At 74.9% G+C, this 17783-nt stretch carries 12 protein-coding genes; 4 read left to right on the forward strand and 8 right to left on the reverse strand.

Going from position 1 to position 17783, the window contains the following annotated elements:
• Window positions 1-8: 8 nt before the first annotated feature.
• From IE313_RS26305 to IE313_RS26325, 5 genes are all read right to left on the reverse strand, one after another.
• Window positions 9-941 carry a S66 peptidase family protein gene (locus tag IE313_RS26305; RefSeq protein ID WP_189936607.1) on the reverse strand — a complete coding sequence of 311 codons (933 nt, stop codon included), beginning with the start codon at window positions 939-941 and terminating at the stop codon, window positions 9-11.
• Between the two features lie 56 nt (window positions 942-997).
• A complete protein-coding gene (locus IE313_RS26310; RefSeq protein ID WP_189936609.1) occupies window positions 998-2989 on the reverse strand; it encodes a S9 family peptidase in 1992 nt (663 codons plus the stop codon).
• 381 nt (window positions 2990-3370) lie between these two features.
• On the reverse strand, window positions 3371-4834 hold the full coding sequence (locus tag IE313_RS26315; protein WP_189936447.1) for a M20/M25/M40 family metallo-hydrolase: 1464 nt from the start codon (window positions 4832-4834) through the stop codon (window positions 3371-3373).
• Complete coding sequence (locus tag IE313_RS26320) at window positions 4827-5663, reverse strand: M55 family metallopeptidase (RefSeq protein WP_189936448.1); 837 nt, start codon at window positions 5661-5663, stop codon at window positions 4827-4829. The genes IE313_RS26315 and IE313_RS26320 overlap by 8 nt, the downstream gene beginning before the upstream one ends.
• Before the next feature lie 936 nt (window positions 5664-6599).
• The gene (locus tag IE313_RS26325) at window positions 6600-7043 is read right to left on the reverse strand and encodes an SRPBCC family protein (RefSeq protein WP_189936450.1); all 444 of its coding nucleotides are present in this window, start codon (window positions 7041-7043) and stop codon (window positions 6600-6602) included.
• 171 nt (window positions 7044-7214) lie between these two features.
• Between IE313_RS26325 and IE313_RS26330 the strand changes: the two genes are divergently transcribed.
• Window positions 7215-8294, forward strand: coding sequence for an Rv2578c family radical SAM protein (locus tag IE313_RS26330; protein WP_189936452.1), 1080 nt, complete (start codon window positions 7215-7217; stop codon window positions 8292-8294).
• Window positions 8295-8794: 500 nt separating this feature from the next.
• Here IE313_RS26330 and IE313_RS26335 read toward each other — a convergent pair whose 3' ends face one another.
• Window positions 8795-9364 carry an adenylosuccinate lyase gene (locus tag IE313_RS26335; protein WP_189936453.1) on the reverse strand — a complete coding sequence of 190 codons (570 nt, stop codon included), beginning with the start codon at window positions 9362-9364 and terminating at the stop codon, window positions 8795-8797.
• A 579-nt stretch (window positions 9365-9943) separates the two neighbouring features.
• On the opposite strand from IE313_RS26335, the gene IE313_RS26340 reads away from it, so the two are divergent.
• Window positions 9944-11680 (forward strand): 3-hydroxyacyl-CoA dehydrogenase family protein, encoded by a 1737-nt coding sequence (locus IE313_RS26340; RefSeq protein WP_229924984.1) that lies wholly within the window; start codon window positions 9944-9946, stop codon window positions 11678-11680.
• Window positions 11681-11871: 191 nt separating this feature from the next.
• Window positions 11872-12699, forward strand: coding sequence for a TetR family transcriptional regulator (locus IE313_RS26345; protein ID WP_189936458.1), 828 nt, complete (start codon window positions 11872-11874; stop codon window positions 12697-12699).
• A gap of 229 nt (window positions 12700-12928) precedes the next feature.
• On the opposite strand, the gene IE313_RS26350 is transcribed toward IE313_RS26345, so the two are convergent.
• Both IE313_RS26350 and IE313_RS26355 read right to left on the reverse strand, forming a co-directional pair.
• The gene (locus tag IE313_RS26350; RefSeq protein WP_189936460.1) at window positions 12929-13990 is read right to left on the reverse strand and encodes an acyl-CoA dehydrogenase family protein; all 1062 of its coding nucleotides are present in this window, start codon (window positions 13988-13990) and stop codon (window positions 12929-12931) included.
• A 683-nt stretch (window positions 13991-14673) separates the two neighbouring features.
• Window positions 14674-15672 carry an AraC-like ligand-binding domain-containing protein gene (locus tag IE313_RS26355; RefSeq protein WP_189936462.1) on the reverse strand — a complete coding sequence of 333 codons (999 nt, stop codon included), beginning with the start codon at window positions 15670-15672 and terminating at the stop codon, window positions 14674-14676.
• Between the two features lie 742 nt (window positions 15673-16414).
• On the opposite strand from IE313_RS26355, the gene ccrA reads away from it, so the two are divergent.
• The gene (gene ccrA, locus IE313_RS26360; RefSeq protein WP_189936464.1) at window positions 16415-17779 is read left to right on the forward strand and encodes a crotonyl-CoA carboxylase/reductase; all 1365 of its coding nucleotides are present in this window, start codon (window positions 16415-16417) and stop codon (window positions 17777-17779) included.
• The last annotated feature ends 4 nt before the right edge of the window (window positions 17780-17783 follow it).

Below are 17783 nucleotides of genomic sequence, written 5' to 3' on the forward strand. Positions count from 1 at the left end.
TGGGCCGCTCAGACGAGGGGCGGCTCCGCAAGCCGCAGCACCGGCGCCTGCCCGGCGTCGTCCGCGACGAGTTCTGCGGACACCCCGAGCGGCATGGTGAGCGCGTCCTCGCAGTGCCCGAAGCCGAGGTCGGCGACCACCGGGACGCCGAGCCCGCCGAGCCGGTCGGCGAGGAGTGCGGCCAGCTCGTCCTTCGGCCCGCACTCCTCCCACGAGCCGAGGACGACCGCGGCGACGCCGTCGAGCCATCCGGCGCGCAGCAACTGGGTGAGGTAGCGGTCCAGGCGGTAGACCTCCTCGCCGACGTCCTCCAGCAGCAGCACCCCGCCGCGCGCCGAGGGCCGTGCGTCGGGGGTGCCCAGGCCGGCGGCCAGCAGCGAGAGGCAGCCGCCGAGGGTGACCCCGGTGGCCCTGCCCGGCACCAGCACCCGGCCGCGCCGGACGGTGAGGGCCGTCCGGGGCGCGAACAAGGTGACCCGCAGGTGGTCCTGCGCACGGGTGCTCTTGACGAAGTCGGCGCCGGCGACCATCGGCCCGTGCAGGGTGGCCAGACCCATCCGGGTGGCGAAGGCCTCGTGCAGCGCGGTGATGTCGCTGAAGCCGAGGAACACCTTCGGCCCCGCGGCGCGCAGCGCGTCCCAGTCGAGCAGGTCCACCATGCGCTGCGCACCGTAGCCGCCGCGGGCGCACAGCACCGCCTCGACGGACGGGTCGCACCAGGCCCGCTGGAGGTCGGCCGCACGCTCGGCGTCGGTGCCGGCGAGGTAGCCGAACGCGGAGTGCCCGGCCAGGACGTGGGAGCCGACGACCGGGTCCAGGTGCCAGCCGCGCAGCACGTCGAGGCCCGCTTCGAGGCGGTCCGCGGGAACCGGTCCGCTGGGCGCGACCACGGCCACCCGGGCGCCGGGGCGCAGCCGGGCGGGCCGGGTCAGCGGGCGCAGGGCCGCATCGGCCGCGGGGGGTGCCGCGATGCCGGGCCGTGCGGGAGGTGCGGCGGTCATGTGGTGAGCTCCAGGGTGGGGAGGCCGGGCGGGCGCAGTCCGAAGACGTGGGCGTACAGCGACAGCTCCGCCTCCAGGGCCCTGATCATGGTGTCCGCACGCCGGAAGCCGTGGCCTTCCCCTTCGAAGGTGAGGTAGGCGTGCGGCACCCCCCTGCCCTTCAGTTTGGCGAGGAACCGCTCGCACTGCGCGGGCGGGCAGATCACGTCGTCGAGCCCCTGGAGCAGCAGGAACGGCGCGGTGATCCGGTCGGCGTGCTCGGACGGCGAGCGCTCCCTGTACCGTCCGGGCACCTCGGCGAGCGGTCCGACCAGCGACTCCAGGTACTGCGACTCGAAGTCGTGGGTCTCGCCCGAGCCCCAGGCGGTGAGGTCGAGGATCGGGTAGATGATGGTGCCGCAGGCGTAGACGTCGGTGGTGGCGAGCGAGGCGGCGGTGGTCCAGCCGCCGGCGCTGCCGCCCCGGATGGCGATGCGGGCCGGGTCCGCGGTGCCTTCCTCGGCCAGTGCCCGGGCCACCGCCGCGCAGTCCTCGACGTCCACCACGCCCCACTGCTCGCGCAGGCGGTTGCGGTAGGCCCGGCCGTGTCCGGCGGAGCCGCCGTGGTTGACCTCGACGACGCCTATGCCGCGTGAGGTGAAGTAGGCGATCTCCAGATCGAGGACGAGCGGGGCGCGGCTGGTGGGGCCGCCGTGCACCCACACCGCGTACGGCGGCAGCTCCCCGTCGGGTGCGGTGCGGTCGGGGTGGTGCGGCGGGTAGACATGGGCGTGGATGTCCCGGCCGTCGGGCCCGGTGAAGGTGCGGATCCGCGGCTCAGGGTAGTACGCGGGGTCCACCGGATCGTGGTGCGCCGAGCCGATCACACGGGTCTCACCGGTGGCGGCGTCCAGTTCGACCACCTCGTAGCCGCTGCGCGGCCCCGCGGCGACGCCGACCACCCGGGTGCCGTGTGCGGCGAGGGTCGGCGCCCACTCGGTCCAGGGGCCCGCGGCGTCGGTGACCTCGCCGGTCGCCGGGTCGAGGATGCCGAGGACGGGCGCGCCGCGGCCGTGCAAGACGGCGATCCGCCCGTCGGCGAGCGGGGCGAACCAGCGCAGCACGATCCGCCAGAGCGGGCCCGCGAACTCCTCGTCGCGCGGGCACAGCGCGGTTGCCTCGGCATCGGGACGCTCGCCGGCCGGGGCCCGGTAGAGGTTCCACCAGCCGGTGCGGTCGCTGGCGAACAGCAGGTGTCCCGCGTGGTCCCACTCGACCTGCGCGATGGACTCCTCGGGCCCGCCGGCGAACTCGACGGGAGGGGCGAAGGTGCCATCCTCGCGTACCTCGGCGAGCATGATCCGGGTGCCGTCCCACGGCATGAGCGGGTGGTCCCAGACGAGCCATGCGGCGTGGCGGCCGTCGGGCGAGAGGCGGGCGCCGGTGACGAAGCGGTGCCGGTCGTCGGTCAGTTCCCGTACGGCGCCGCGGTCCTTTGCGGCGGAGCCGTCCAGAGGCACGGCGGCGAGCACGCGCCGCAGGTCGGTGGGGTCCTCCCCGGTGAACTCCTCCAGGACGCACCAGACCTCGCCCCGGTCGGGGTGCACGGTGAGGTCGGCCCAGCGCAGGCCGCCGCCCACGGGTGACAGCGGGGTCAGCGGGCGAGGCCGGGCGTCCTGCGCATCGGGCTCGTAGACGTACAGGCGCTGGTCGGCGAAGTCGCAGAACACCACGAGCGGGCCCGCGCCGGGGCGTTCCGCACCCGCCCAGGGCCCTCCGCCGTACTCGATGACCCGGCTGCGCGCGTTCCAGGGCGGGGGCAGCACGGGGCTCCCCGGGGTGTCGGGGCGGCGGCGCACCAGGGCGCGCCGGCCGGCCTCGGCGGGCCGCGGCTCGGTCCACCACGCCTCGCCCCCGATGAAGCCCACGTACTCGGGCCGCCCGTCGTGCGCGGCGGCGAGCCGTGCGTCGATCGGCGAAGGCCAGGACCCGTACGGCAGTGTCCGCATCATCTCCCCATCTCCCGGTGTCTTCCCATTTCTCGGTGCCTCCCCGTCCCTCGGTGTCCCCCGGTGTCCCCCGGCGCCCCCCGGTGTCTCGGGGGCCCTGGGGGCCCCGGGGGCCCCGGGGCTCGCGGAGTCTTGCGTGGCTCTCGGATGCTCGTGTCCGTCGCCCGTCGCCCGTCGCCCGCCGCCCGCCGCCCGCCGCGTGCCGTGCCCGGCCGTACGTGCGGCGCACGCTCCGGCCGCCGCCGGTGCGGGGCGGCCCCGCTCGGTGCGGGGCGGCCCCGCTCGGTGCGGGGCGGCCCCGCTCGGCGCGGGGCGGCCCCGCTCGGCGCGGGGCGGCCCCGCTCGGCGCGGGGCGGCCCCGCTCGGCGCGGGGTGCGGGCCTCACGCCGTGCGCAGGAAGCGGTCGAGTACGCGGACGCCGAAGTGCAGTGCCTCGACCGGTACCCGTTCGTCGACGCCGTGGAAGAGCGTGTCGTAGTGGAAGTCGGCGGGCAGCTTCAGCGGGGAGTAGCCGTAGCCGGTGATGCCGAGCCGGGAGAACTGCTTGGCGTCGGTGCCGCCCGCCATGCTGAAGGGCACCACGTGGGCCTCGGGGGCGAACTCCTCGACGGCGGCGCGCATCCCGGCGAAGGCGGGCGAGTCGACCGGCGACTGGAGGGCGATCTCGCGGTGCAGGAACTCCCACTCGACGCCGGGCCCCGTGAGCCGGTCGAGGGTGGTCCGGAACTCCTCCTCGGCGCCGGGCAGACAGCGGCCGTCGACGTGGGCGACGGCCTCGCCCGGGATGACGTTGACCTTGTAGCCGGCGTCCAGCATGGTGGGGTTGGTGCTGTTGCGCACGGTGGGCGCGACCAGCGCACCGGCCCTGCCCAGCCGGGTGATCAGCGCGTCCACCTCGGAGTCGGGGCCGTCCAGGTCGGCCTCGATGCCGTAGAGCGCGGCGAGTTCGGTGAGGGCGGCGCGGACGGTCGGCGTGAGCCGGACGGGCCAGCGGTACTCGCCGATGCGGGTGATCGCGGCCGCGAGCCGGGTGACGGCGTTGTCGTCGTTGACCCGGGAGCCGTGTCCCGCGCGGCCGCGGGCGGTCAGCTTCAGCCAGGCGGTGCCGCGTTCGCCGGCCGCGATGGGGTAGATCTGGCGGCCCTGGCCGTCGTGCACCGTGTAGGCGCCGGACTCGCTGATGCCTTCCGTGCAGCCCTCGAAGAGCACGGCGTGCCGATCGGCGAGGAAGCCCGAGCCGTCCTCGGCGCTGGCCTCCTCGTCGGCGGTGAAGGCGATCACGATGTCCCGGCGGGGCCGCAGGCCCGCGCGTGCCCAGTAGCGCACCAGGGCGAGGACCATCGCATCCATGTTCTTCATGTCGACGGCGCCGCGTCCCCAGACCACGCCGTCGCGGACCTCGCCGGAGAACGGGTGCACGCTCCAGTCCTCGGCCCGTGCGGGCACCACGTCGAGGTGGCCGTGCACCAGCAGGGCGGGGGCGTTCGGGTCGGTGCCGGGGATGCGGGCGACGACGTTGGTGCGGCCCGGGGTGCGCTCCAGCAGGGTGGGGGTGAGACCTGCGTCGGCGAGCAGTTCGGCGGCGTACTCGGCGGCGGGCCGCTCCTTGCAGGAGCCGCCGCCGTAGTTGGAGGTGTCGATGCGGATCAGCTCGGAGGTGAAGCGCACCACCTCGTCGAGGGCGCGCGCGTCGACCTCGGCGGCCGCGGCGCCGGGTGCGCCGGTGCCCAGGGCCCCCGCGGCCGGCGCGCCGGAGGCGGCCCCCGGCACCCTGCCGTTCACCGAAGGCGGCTGCGTCGCCACGGGCTTCTCGGGTCCGTCTGCCGTCCCGGACTGCTCAGCCATACTGCTCCTCCACGGCGGCCGAGGCGATCGTGGTGACCGCCTTGAAGGTACGGATTCCCTCGTACATGGTGTCGCTGGTGTATTCGACGGTGCGTTCACCGGTCCTGGCGACGCCCGGGACCACGGTCGCCGCCATCGACAGGTGCTCGGCGTCGAACTCGACCCGCACGGTGTACGGCCCGGCGCCCGCGGCGGGCTCGTGGCGCACCGCGAGCGCCGCGGCACGCTCGGCCGCGGCCCTGATGTCGGCGGCGGTGCGGGCCGGGGTGCGGCACACGGCGGCGTACCGCGAGACGTGGTCCTTGACGGCGACCTTCAGCGCCTCGGGGGCGTAGCCGAGGGCGTCCTCGCAGGTGAGGTCGTCGCCGGTGACCAGCACCACGGGGATGCCGTACTCGGCGACCAGGGCGGCGTTCAGCAGGCCCTCGCTGGCCCGCCGGCCGTTCAGCCAGACACCGGTGATGGAGTTGGCGAGGTAGGTGTGCGCGAGGACCCCCTCCATGCCGGCGCCCGTGTGGTAGCCGACGAACGCGATGCCGTCGACGTCGCCGTGCTGGACGCCCTCCACCATGGACAGCGTCTTGTGGCGGCCGGTGATCATCTGGGCGCGCTCGTCCAGGTTCTCCAGGAGGAGGTTGCGCATCGTCCAGTGGGCCTCGTTGATGAGCACCTCGTCGGCCCCGCCGTCCAGGAAGCCGAGGACGGCGGCGTTGACGTCCGAGGTGAACAGCGCACGGCAGCGCTCCCACTGCGGTGTGCCGGGCAGTACGTCGGCGGGCCAGGTCACGCCCGTCGCGCCCTCCATGTCGGCGCTGATGACGATCTTCACTCGCTCTCCGTTCTCCCCAGGTCAGACCCGCCATCAGCCAACAGCCTCGGCCCGCTGTGGCGCAAGTGGTCACGCCATACCTCCGGTGACCGGGGGGCGAACGGAGCCTGAAGGGACGCCTGGGGCTGCGCCCGCGGGCCCCGCGCCACCACGGCAGATCGGGCGGTCGGCTACTGCGGGAGTACGACGGACCGGGAGTACGACGGACCGGGAACGTGGCGCCGGGGGCACGGCGGACCGGGGGCCTGACGCCGGAGGGCGTGGCGGACCGGGAGCGTGACGCCGGTGTGCTGGTGAACGCCCTCGGGCGAAGGCCGCGACCGACCGGCCGCCATGTCGTCATCGGCCTGCGCGGGCCGATCGCCCCGCCGAGCCCGTGCCACGGGCTGACCCTGCCGGTGGTCCTCCTCGACCAGTTGTACGCCTTCGACGACCAGTTGTACGCCTTCGACGTCGACTCGCTCGTGGGGGCCGCCGCCGAGGCCCGGCTCCGTCGACGAGGCCCCGTTCCGGGCGGCCCAGGAACTCTTCGAGCGGGTGCATCCAGATCGCCGACCACGCCGGTTCCTCCGACGAGCACCGTGCGTTGCACCGTCTCGCGATTGCGCCACCCGCAGGTCCACGCCACGACCGCGGAGGCGTTCACCGCCGGTCGGGCGCTGACGCCGATCGAAGCGCGCCCCTCACGTCTCACCGGCGCGCGCGGGATCCTCGGCGTCCTCTTCTCGTACACCGACCGCCAAGGACGTGAGCGGGAAGCTCTTCGTCCGTGCCGATGCGACCGAGGAGTTCCCGTTCCTGGTCGCGAAGCTCTCGCCGCACCACGCCCGCCGAACCGCCCGGGCGGGGCGCCGGCGCCGGTCGGTGAGGCGGCGTGGCCGTGTGTGCGGGCCGGTGCGGAGGTCGTCGGCCCGACCTGCGCACCGGCCCGCGTACTCACCCTTCGAGGCGCTGCGCCAGCTTCTCCAGCACGGCCCCGTAGATGCGGTTCAGCCCCTTCGGTGCGAAGGTCCTCTCGAAGAAGCCGCCGATGCCGCCCGCGCCGTTCCAGACCGTGGTGACGACCACCCGCGCCCGGCCCTCCCCGGCGGGGGTGACACGCCAGGTGGTGACCATCGAGGAGTTGCGGTCCTTCTCGACGAGCTCTCCGTCGGTGGGCTCGGTCACCTCCATCAGGCAGTCCCGCACCCGCTTGCTGGTCGCCTGGAGCCGCCAGTGCACGAGGGTGCCCTCGCCGTCGCCGCCCTCGCGCACCTCGTACTCGCTGAAGTGCTCGGTAAGCACCGGCCCCCGGGTGCCGCTGTAGTCGGCCAGCGCGTCGAAGACGTCGTCCGGCTGAGCCGCGATGATCCGTTCGGTGACGGCCTCGACCTGCGCCATGAACACTTCCTCCCTCGTTCCCACACGGTCGGGCCAAGCCAATCACCCCGCGGTGCGCCTGCCCAAATCAGGGCCCGCGGCACGCCTCCGGAAGCCTCACGCGCACGATCAAGGGAACATTTGTTCTATTGTGTGTCGCGTGCTGCTGCCGAGTGCCGTCGAGGAGGCGTCATGCGCTGGGAGAACCTCACAGAGAAGCCCGCCGGGGGCGGGGACTCCGCGCCGCCGCGCGATGCCGCGCTGTTCGGCACGGACGCGGTGACGACGCGCACCTTCGACACCCCCGAGTTCCGCGGCATCGTCTTCCACGAGGTCCGCGCGCGGACGATCGTCAACCGCGTGCCGGGCGCCTCCCGGATGCCGTTCGAGTGGACGATCAACCCGTACCGGGGTTGCAGCCACGCCTGTGTCTACTGCTTCGCTCGCAGCACCCACAGCTATCTCGACCTGGACACCGGGCACGGCTTCGACTCGCAGATCGTGGTGAAGGTCAACGCCCCCGAGGTGCTGCGGCGCCAGCTCGCGTCGCCGCGCTGGCACGGCGAGCACATAGCGATGGGCACCAACGTCGACTGCTACCAGCGGGCCGAGGGCCGCTACGGGCTCATGCCGGGCATCATCGGCGCGCTGCGCGACCACGCCAACCCGTTCTCCATCCTGACCAAGGGCACCCTGATCCTGCGTGACCTGGACCTGCTCGTCGAGGCCGCCGAGGTCACCGACGTGGGCCTGTCCGTGTCGGTGGGCTTCGTCGACCAGGAACTGTGGCGGACCGTGGAGCCGGGCACGCCCGCGCCGCACCGGCGGCTCGACGTGGTGCGGCAACTGTCGGAGCACGGCCTGGGCTGCGGGGTCCTGATGGCCCCGGTGCTGCCGTTCCTGAGCGATCACCCCGACCAGTTGCGCGCCACCGTGCGCGCGATCGCGGCGTCCGGTGCCACCTCGGTGACCCCGCTGGTGCTGCACCTGCGGCCGGGGGCCCGCGAGTGGTACACGGCCTGGCTGGGACGGCACCACCCCCATCTGGTCCGGCGCTACGAGCGGCTGTACGCGGCCGGGGCGTACGCGCCCAAGTGGTACCAGCGCCGGGTGACTCGGGAGGTGCACGAGCTGGCCCGCGAGTTCGGCATCGGGCCGTCCGGGCCGGGCGGGCCGCGCCGTATCCGGATGCGCGAGCCGGAGCCGGAGCACGCGAGGGCCCTGCCCGAGCAGGAGCGGCCCCCGGGCCACACCCAGCTCACCATTCTCTGAAGGGTCGGGCGGCCCCGAGGGCGCGCGGGACACCGGCCGCACGCGTGCGGGACGACCGGTCCGCCCCGCAGCCCGCCCCGCCCGACCGCCCCGGCGCCGGCGCCCGGCGCCGGGCGCCCCTTGGCCGGACCCGGCGCACGCCCCACAGCGGCCGCCGCCGTCAGGGCCGCAGGCCGGGCCGGCCCACCACTCCCCGGGCCGTCCGGGCCTCGACCATGTCGGGCCCCGGGCGCCATCAGCCGTTTCTCCGGGGCAGCCGTACGTGTTCGGATCGAGGCAGCACCCCTGGCGGCCCTGCCGGCCCGAAGGAATCCTCTCCGGGTGGCCCACGAACTCCTGGACGGCGTCGCGGCCCAGCGGGTCCTTGGCACCCCTCTCCACCCGTGCCCCCGGGATCTCCGGCGGCGCCCGTGCTCATCCCGACCCGCACCTCGCCGGGATGAGCACGGAGCGGAACAGCACGGCGGTCTCGCGCCAGTCGGGCCGGGCCCGCCGCACCGTCACGCCGGCAGGCGAGCCAGGGCCGCCTCCGCCGCGGCGGCGAGGCGCGGGTGGGCGGCCGCGTCGGTGAGCACGGCGCGGGCCCGCCCGTCGCCGAGCGCGCCGAGGCCCTCGACGCAGGCCAGCGCCACCTTGCCGTACGGGTCGTGCGGGACCAGGCGGCGGCGGAGCGTGGTGATGAGCGCGGGCACGGCCTCGGGCGCGCGCAGCTCGGTGAGCAGCCGCACCGGATGCAGGGCGTAGGCCACCCGGAGTTCGTTGGTGGCCAGGGCCGCCGCGGCGCGGGCGGTGCGCGGGTCTCCGAGCCGGGCCAGGGCACGGGCCGCGCAGGCGCAGCGGGCGGGGTCGCGGTGGTTGAGCAGCAGCACCAGGGTCTCGAACGCGCGCCGGTCCCGGGCGCTGCCCAGCCGGAAGGCGGCCAGCTCGCGCGCCCACAGCGGCTGCCCGGCGGCGGTCAGCACCCCGGCCAGGGTGTCGTGGTCCGCCGTCGCCACCAGCCGCTCGAAGTCGGGGGCCCCGGCCGACTCCTTGCGTAAGCGCTCCGTGAGCACTCGCAACTCTTCGTCCATGGCCTGGGAGCGTAGCCGGGACGCAGATCGCGGGGACAGACCACGAAGAGTCCCGAAAGGACCCTGGCGCGCTCGTTACTCGCCAGTTAAGCTCATACGAGCGGGGACACCCTCCCCGCGGGCGCTTCAGGTGGTTCGGTGACGCGGCCGCCCCGAGCGCCGGTCGGTTCGGTACGTCCGGAGCCGGCCGCCGCCGCACGGCGGTGGCGGTGCACGGACCCCGGCGGTACGGCTGGTCGTACCGCCGGTGCACGGCAGGTCCCGGGACAGGGCCCGCCGCTCTTCTCCCGCCGGTGCGCCGGGTGTGCGCGGTGCCGCGTGTGCGGACGGGCACCGCGCCGCCCGCGCAGGCGGCACCGTCGTGGCCGGCGTAGGCCCGCCACTCGGTCCCGCCCCTGGCCGCGTACCCGTGCGTGCGCGCGCACCGGCCGTCGCCGACTCCCCCTGGAGCCCCCGATGGTCCCTCCCCTGTCCCACCCCTCCCCGGCCGGCACACCCCGGTCGGCACGTACCGCCCCCTCGCCCCACAACCCGCCCGACGGCGGGTTGCGCCGCGTCGCCGTCGTCGGACTCGGCACGATGGGCACCGGAATCACCGAGCTGCTGGTGTGCGCGGGACGCGAGGTGATCGGCGTCGACATCAGTGGGGCGGCCGCGGCACGGGCCGCCGCCGCGCTGGACGCCGCCACGGAACGCGCCGTGCGCCGCGGCCGGTTGACCGCGCAGGACCGGCGCGCGGCGCTGACCCGCTTCCGCACCTCCACCGACCTCGCCGCCGCGGCCGACGCCGACCTCGTGATCGAGGTGACCCCGGAGTCCTATCCGACCAAGCAGCGGGTCATCCGGGCGCTCGACGAGGTCGTGCGGCCCGGCGCGATCATCGCCACCGGCACCGACGCCCTGTCGGTGACCCGGCTCGCCGCCGACTCGGGGCGCCCGGAACGCGTCCTTGGCCTGCACTTCTTCCATCCGGCGCCCGCGATGCGGCTCGTCGAGGTGGTCTCCTCGGTGCTCACCGCGCCGGCCGCGGTCACCGCCGTCACCTCTCTGGCCCTCGACCTGGGCAAGGAGCCGGTGGCCGTCGGGGACCGGCCCGGGTTCGTCGCCGACGGGCTGCTGTTCGGCTATCTCAACCAGGCCGCCGCCATGTACGAGGCGAAGTACGCCTCGCGCGAGGACATCGACACGGCCATGCGGCTCGGTTGCGGGCTGCCGATGGGGCCGCTCGCGCTGCTCGACCTCGTCGGCGTCGACACCGCGTACACCGTCCTCGATGCCCTGTACGCGGCCTCCCGGGACCGGCTGCACGCGCCCGCGCCGCTTCTGCGGCAGCTCGCACAGGCGGGTCTGACCGGACGCAAGGCGGGCCGCGGCTTCTACACCTACCGGGCGGCCGGCAGCGCCGAGACCGTGCCCGACGCGCTCACCCCGCGCGCCGGGCAGCCGACCGCCGCGGGGCGCCCGGTGCGTTCGGTGGGGGTGGCGGGCACCGGGACCATGGCGTGCGGCATCGCCGAGGTGTTCGCCGGGAGCGGCGTTCCCGTGGTGCTCGCGGGACGGGACCGGGCCAGGGCGGAGGCGGCCCGGGCCGCCGTCGGAAGATCGCTCTCCCGCTCCGCCGAGCGGGGCAGGATCTCCGCGGCGGCCGCGGCCGGGGCGCTCGGCCTCATCACCCCGGTGGGCGGCTGCGCGGCCTTCGCCGACGTCGACCTCGCGGTGGAGGCGGTCGTCGAGGACCTGGCGGTCAAGCGGGAGCTGTTCACCGTGCTGGACGAGGTCTGCCGACCCGGCGCCCTGCTCGCCACCACCACGTCCGCACTGCCCGTCATCGCCTGCGCCCGTGCGACCGGCCGCCCGCAGGACGTCGTCGGCCTGCACTTCTTCAATCCGGCGCCGGCCATGAAGCTGGTGGAGGTGGTGCGTACGGTGCTCACCTGCGACGAGGCGCACGCCACCGCGCACGCGGTCTGCGCCCGGCTCGGCAGGTATCCGGTGGACTGCGGCGACCGCGCCGGATTCATCGTCAACGCCCTGCTGTTCCCGTACCTCAACAACGCGGTGAAGATGGTCCAGGACCACTACGCCTCGCCGGACGACATCGACGCGGCCATGCGCCTGGGCGCCGGCTACCCGATGGGGCCCTTCGAACTGCTGGACGTCGTCGGGCTCGATGTGTCGCTGGCCATCGAGCGGGTCCTGCACGGCGCGTTCCGCGAGCCGGGCCTCGCGCCCGCGCCCCTCCTCGAACACCTGGTGGCCGCGGGCTGCCTCGGCCGCAAGACGGGCCGTGGATTCCGCGAACACGTCCGGCGCTGAACCACCGAACCACCGAACCACCGGGTGCAGCACCGTGACCGCGGCCCGCCGCCCGGCCCCTGCCGCCCGGTGCGGGGGCCAGTGCCGCCGGCGGGGCAGCACCGCCCGGTCCGGTCCCGCCCGGCCCGGCCCCGCCCGGCCCCCGCCACCGGTCGGGGGCGGGGCCGGTGACTGCGCGGCCGGACAGGCGCATGCAGTACGTTCGGGGCATGTCCCAGCCCGCCAAGTCCTCCCGGCCGCAACCCCCGTCCGACCTCCCCGAACGCACCGCGGGCTCCCGCGCCGCCGCCCAACGGCTGAAAATGCGCCGCGAGCTCGCGGCCGCGGCCATGGAGCTGTTCGCCACCAAGGGTTACGAGGCGACGACGGTCGACGAGATCGCGGCAGCGGCCGGTGTCGCCCGCCGCACCTTCTTCCGGCACTTCCGCTCCAAGGACGAGGCGATCTTCCCGGACCACGACGACACACTGGTGCGCGCCGAGGCGGTGCTGAACGCCGCGCCCGCCCACGAGCACCCGCTCGACACGGTCTGCCGCGGGATCAAGGAAGTGATGAAGATGTACGCGGCGCGCCCGGAGATCTCCGTCGCCCGCTACCGCCTCACCCGCGAGGTCCCCACCCTGCGGGAGGCCGAGATCGCCTCCGTGGCACGCTACGAACGGCTCTTCACCCGCTATCTGCTGGGTCACTTCGACGAGCACGCCCACCACGACGCCACCAACGACGACCCGCTCCTCGCCGAGGTGGCCGCGTCCGCGGTGGTCACCGCCCACAACCACGTCCTGCGCCGCTGGCTGCGGGCCGACGGCAAGGGCGATGTCGAGGCCCAGCTCGACCACGCGTTCGCGATCGTCCGCAGGACCTTCGGCACCGGCATCGGCGCGGGCCGCACCCAGGGCACCGTGCCGCCCGCCACCGCGACCGCCTCCGGCGACGTCCTGGTGACGGTGGCCCGCACGGACGCACCGCTCGACGAGATCATGCGCACCATCGAGGGGGCGCTGCGGCAGCGGCCCTAGGAGCCTGCTCGGGGTGAGGCCCGCCTGAGACGATGGCGCGGGCCATCACACGAAACGGGGGTCGGGCAGGCTCGTGCTCACACCGTCGGTCGTGGTCGTGGTCGTGGTCGTGCTCGTGCTCGTGCTCGTCATCGGCGGCTGCGTCTGCGTCTGCCGGGCGGCCCGGGGCGTTGCCCCGCGCTGGGCCCGTGGAGCGGGCTCCACCGGAACGCCGGAGGGCATCGGCTGCTCAGGAGGGCGGAGCGAGGGCGGCGAGCTGAGCCGCGCGCACGTCGGCCGTCTGGCCCTGGACCTGGAGGAACAGGCCCTCGCGGGCGAGCCGCTGGGCCCGGTTGTCCAGTCCCATGGCCCGGCCGCCGCCGGCCACCACCGCCGCCGTCGTGGCGGCGGACAGGACGGCGTACGCGTCCGTCTTCACCGCCAGGCGCTCCTCGACGCGCTCGTGCGTTGCGGGATCGTCGGTGAGGGCGTACGCGGCGCTGCGCACCCGCTCCAGCCGGGCGCCCAGCGCCCGGGCGGTCCGTGCCGCCTGCGGGTCCCCGGACTCCGCCAGTACGCCGAGCGCCGCGCGGGCGACGCCGAAGACGGCGGGAGAGGTGTTCGCGGTCCTCGCCCGGTCCGCGGCGGCCCACTCCTCGTACGGGACCCGCAGGGCCACGGCGTCCTCGGGCAGCCACAGGCCGTCCAGGTCAAGGGCGACCGTGCGGGAGGCGGCGAGCGCGGCGAGCCGGAGCGGCGCGGAGGGCCGCAGGCCGGGCTGCGCGCGGGCCTCGGCGAAGCCGAACAGCACCTCGCCGGCCTCGGTCAGGGCGCCCAGCATGAAGACGTCGTTCAGGCCCCACCCGGTGTACCAGGGCACCCGGCCGTCGAACCGCCACCCGCCCCGCTCCTGCGTGGCCCGCACCACGACGCGCGGGAAGGCCCGCAGGTAGGAGTAGGCGACTCCGGCCAGCAGCGTGCCGCCCGCCAGCGGGCGCAGCAGCCGCTCCCGCACCGGGCGGTCGGCGGCGGCGAGGGTCGTCACCGGGGTGTGGTGCTGGGTCTGCACGAACCACGTCGAGCAGCAGGCCCCGGCGAGGATCTCGGCCGTCTCGCGCGCCACCGCGGCGGGTGCCGCCGCACCGCCGTACGCCTCGGGCGCGTGCAGACCGAGCAGCCCGGAGCGCCGGACGGCGTCGAGGTGGCTCGCGGGCACGCCCTCCTGGTCGATCCGTTCGGCGTCCGGCACCAGCACATCGGCCGCGAGCCTGCGGGCCCGTTCGACCAGCGGGTGCGGACCGGCCCCGCTCATGCGGGGCCCTCCGCCGCACGGGCCGGACGGCGGCCCCCCTGCGCCTTGGGTGCGCGGCGGGACGGTGCGTGGGCGACACGGGTGGACATCCGTCCATCATGCCCGCCGGCCGTCCTCGGGACACGGGCGGCCACGGGTGCCACGGGCGGCCCCTGGCTCCAGGGCCGCACCCGAGAACACGGGCGAGCGCGGGCCGGTGCGGGCGAGCGCGGGCCGGTGCGCGGCAGGTACGGGGGGGGCTCCCCCGAACCGTGGGGCACGTCCACGCTCCCCCCGAACCGTGGGGCAGGGTCCGTGCTCCCCCCGAACCGCGACCGTGGGGCACGTCCGCGCTCCCACGCCGTGCGGGGATGAGCGGGTCCCCGGCCGGTCAGGTCCGGGGCGATCCCGGTGAGCCAGGTGGGCCCGGTGGTGTCGGACCGCACGCACCGGGCCGCTCGGGAGGAGGCCGCCGCCGGCCACGCCGCCGCGGTCGGCCGACCGGCCGGTCACACCGGCCCCGGCGGCCGAGGGACCTTGCCCTACGGCCCGAAGGACCTTGCCCTACGGGCCGGGGGCCCGGGCCCGGCCGGCCCGCGGCCGGGGGCCCGCAGGCGCTGACGGGGCGAGTGCGGGCGGTTCCGCCGCTCGGACCAGCCGGCCGCTCGGACCGGCCGGCCGTCACCGGTGGCCGGGGCACGCTCCTAGGCAGCCTCGCCCTCCTCGGTCCGGGCCGGCCGCGGCGTCTGGTGCAGGCAGCGGCGGCGGTGCTCTCGGGGGCTGGTCCCGTAGGTGTTCCGGTAGGAGCGGGTGAAGTCGGCGTGGCTCTTGAACCCCCAGCGGGCGGCGATGGCGTGGATGGGGGTGCGGGCGAGCGCCGGGTCGCCTAGGTCGTGGTGGGCGCGCTCCAGCCGCCGACGGCGGATCATGGCCGCCACCGTGGTGCCCTCGGCCCTGAAGAGGCGGTGCAGGTAGCTCACGGAGATGTGGTGCGCGGCGGCGATCGCGGGCGGAGCGAGCTCCGGGTCGTGCAGACGGCTCTCGACGAAGGTCCGGATGCGCAGGGTCAGGGTCCGGCCGCGAGTCTCCGGCGCGAGGCGGTCCTCCGCGTCGAGGTGGTGGGCGAGGGTCGCGCAGAACAGGTCGATGACGACCCGCTCCAGCCGCGGCCCGTCCGAGGGCAGATAGGGGCCGCCGGAGGCAAGCTGGGTGAGCAGCCCGGCGAGCAGCGCGCCGACGCCCTCGTGGGCGGGCAGCCGGCCGGTCAGCAGCCGCTCGACCCTGGCGGGCGGCAGCGGCACCCGGTTCCTGGGGACTTCGAGCCCGACACCGGTCATCTCGGTGGTGACGCAGTCGAAGGGGCGCGAGCTGTCGACGATGTACATCTCCTGCGCGTGATGCCGGCCCTGGCGGCCGTCCTGCGTGATGCCCACCGTGCCCTGCAACGGCAGCGTGAGGTGGTAGAGCTCCGGATCGGACTCCCGGATCAGCCGGGGTGTCCTGACGAACCGCACCGGCTGGATGGCGGCCGGCCACACCCGGACCCCGCCCATCTCCAGCACCCGCAGCTCGGCGCGGAAGGCGCCGGGCCGCTCGCTGTGCAAGTCCTGCGGAAACATGGTCTTCACCATGCACTCGCGAAAGCCCTCGAAGCGGTGCTCCGCGGGTAAGTCGGCTGTTCTGAAGACGGATTCCCTCAGCACGGTACTCGACACTCTCCCCCCGGGTGCCTGCGGCTCGCTCGTCGCGGCTCGTCGGCCCGCACCGGCGCCGGCCGATGGGGAAAGTGCAGCAGAGTGCGATAAACGGCCGATGAATGCCCGTCAGAGACGACCGCCGTCCGGGCCGGGCGGCCGATCACCGGACGGCGCGGCGGGCGCGCGCCGAGACCGGGGCCCGCCGCGCCTCGCCGAGCACTGCGCGTGAGCCGGTGGGCGTCATGGCCGTACGGGACGCGGCAGATACGGGTGAAGGCAGTAGACACGGCAGACGCAGAAGACACCGCAGGCACCGCAGACACGGTAGGGGCATGGGAGGCGCAACACGATCGATCATCGCTCATCTGTCGGCCTCCCTATGCCAGATGAGACCAATTGACGGCACGCAGTGCCTTGCCTTCTGGCACGCAGTGCCATACATTGAAAGTGTCCGGGCGGCCGGCGACCGGGGGTTCCCGGGGCCGGTTGTCCCAGCGGGCCCCGGCCCGCGCGCCCGGACGCCTGCGTCACAGGCATCCCAAGAGCACCACCCGGGCCGCCCGCACACGGCCACCGCCGCCTTCACCGAACCGACGGCAACCGCACACCGCACCGGGGCACACCACGACACCCCGCCACGAGGGCACCACCCGCGCCCCAGCACCCGACGTCCCCAGCGTCCCCGCGACGCTTCCCGGCTTCCGGCCGCGCGCCGGCGCCGGGAGAACCCCTCGCCGGAGGCACCACCGTGAAGGAAATCCTGGACGCGATCCACGCGCAGTCGGCACAGCCGCCGACACCCACCGCCACCGTCACGGCCGCGGACTTCGCGGCCCTGCCCCTGCCCGACAGCTACCGCGCGGTGACCGTGCACAAGGACGAGACCGACATGTTCGACGGCCTCGCCACCCGCGAGAAGGACCCCCGCAAGTCGCTGCACCTCGACGAGGTTCCCGTGCCCGAGCTGGGGCCCGGCGAGGCCCTGGTGGCCGTCATGGCCTCATCCGTGAACTACAACTCCGTGTGGACCTCGCTCTTCGAGCCGCTGCCGACCTTCGCCTTCCTCGAACGCTACGGCCGCCTCGGTGATCTGGCGGCACGCCACGACCTGCCGTACCACGTCATCGGCTCCGACCTCGCGGGCGTGGTGCTGCGCACCGGCGCCGGTGTGACCGCCTGGCGTCCGGGCGACGAGGTGGTGGCGCACTGCCTGTCCGTGGAGCTGGAGTCCTCCGACGGCCACAACGACACCATGCTCGACCCCGAGCAGCGCATCTGGGGCTTCGAGACCAACTTCGGCGGCCTCGCCGAGCTGGCCCTCGTCAAGTCCAACCAACTGATGCCCAAGCCGCGCCATCTGACCTGGGAGGAGGCCGCCTCCCCCGGGCTGGTCAACTCCACCGCCTACCGCCAGCTCGTGTCGCGCAACGGCGCGGGGATGAAGCAGGGCGACAACGTCCTCGTCTGGGGCGCCGGCGGCGGGCTCGGCTCGTACGCCACACAGTTCGCGCTGGCCGGCGGCGCCACCCCGATCTGCGTGGTGAGCAGCCCGCGGAAGGCGGAGATCTGCCGGGCCATGGGCGCGGAGGCCGTCATCGACCGCAGCGCGGAGGGCTATGCCTTCTGGGCGGACGAGGACCACCAGGACCCGCGCGAGTGGAAGCGGTTCGGGAAGAGGATCAGGGATCTGACGGGCGGCGAGGACGTCGACATCGTCTTCGAGCACCCGGGCCGTGAGACCTTCGGCGCCTCGGTGTACGTGACCCGCAAGGGCGGGGCCATCGTCACCTGCGCCTCCACGTCCGGCTACCGGCACGAGTACGACAACCGCTACCTGTGGATGTCGCTCAAGCGGATCATCGGTTCGCACTTCGCCAACTACCGGGAGGCGTGGGAGGCCAACCGGCTCGTCGCCAAGGGCCGGATCCATCCGACGCTGTCGCGCGTGTACCCGCTGGCGGAGACCGGCCAGGCGGCGTACGACGTGCACTGCAACCTCCACCACGGCAAGGTCGGCGTACTCGCGCTCGCGCCCCGGGAGGGGCTCGGCGTGCGCGACCCCGAGCTGCGGGCCCGCCACCTCGACGCCATCAACCGCTTCCGCACCCCGTGAGGAG

The sequence above is a fragment of the Streptomyces sulfonofaciens genome (genome assembly GCF_014656295.1).
GTDB classification, from domain to species: Bacteria; Actinomycetota; Actinomycetes; order Streptomycetales; family Streptomycetaceae; genus Streptomyces; species Streptomyces sulfonofaciens.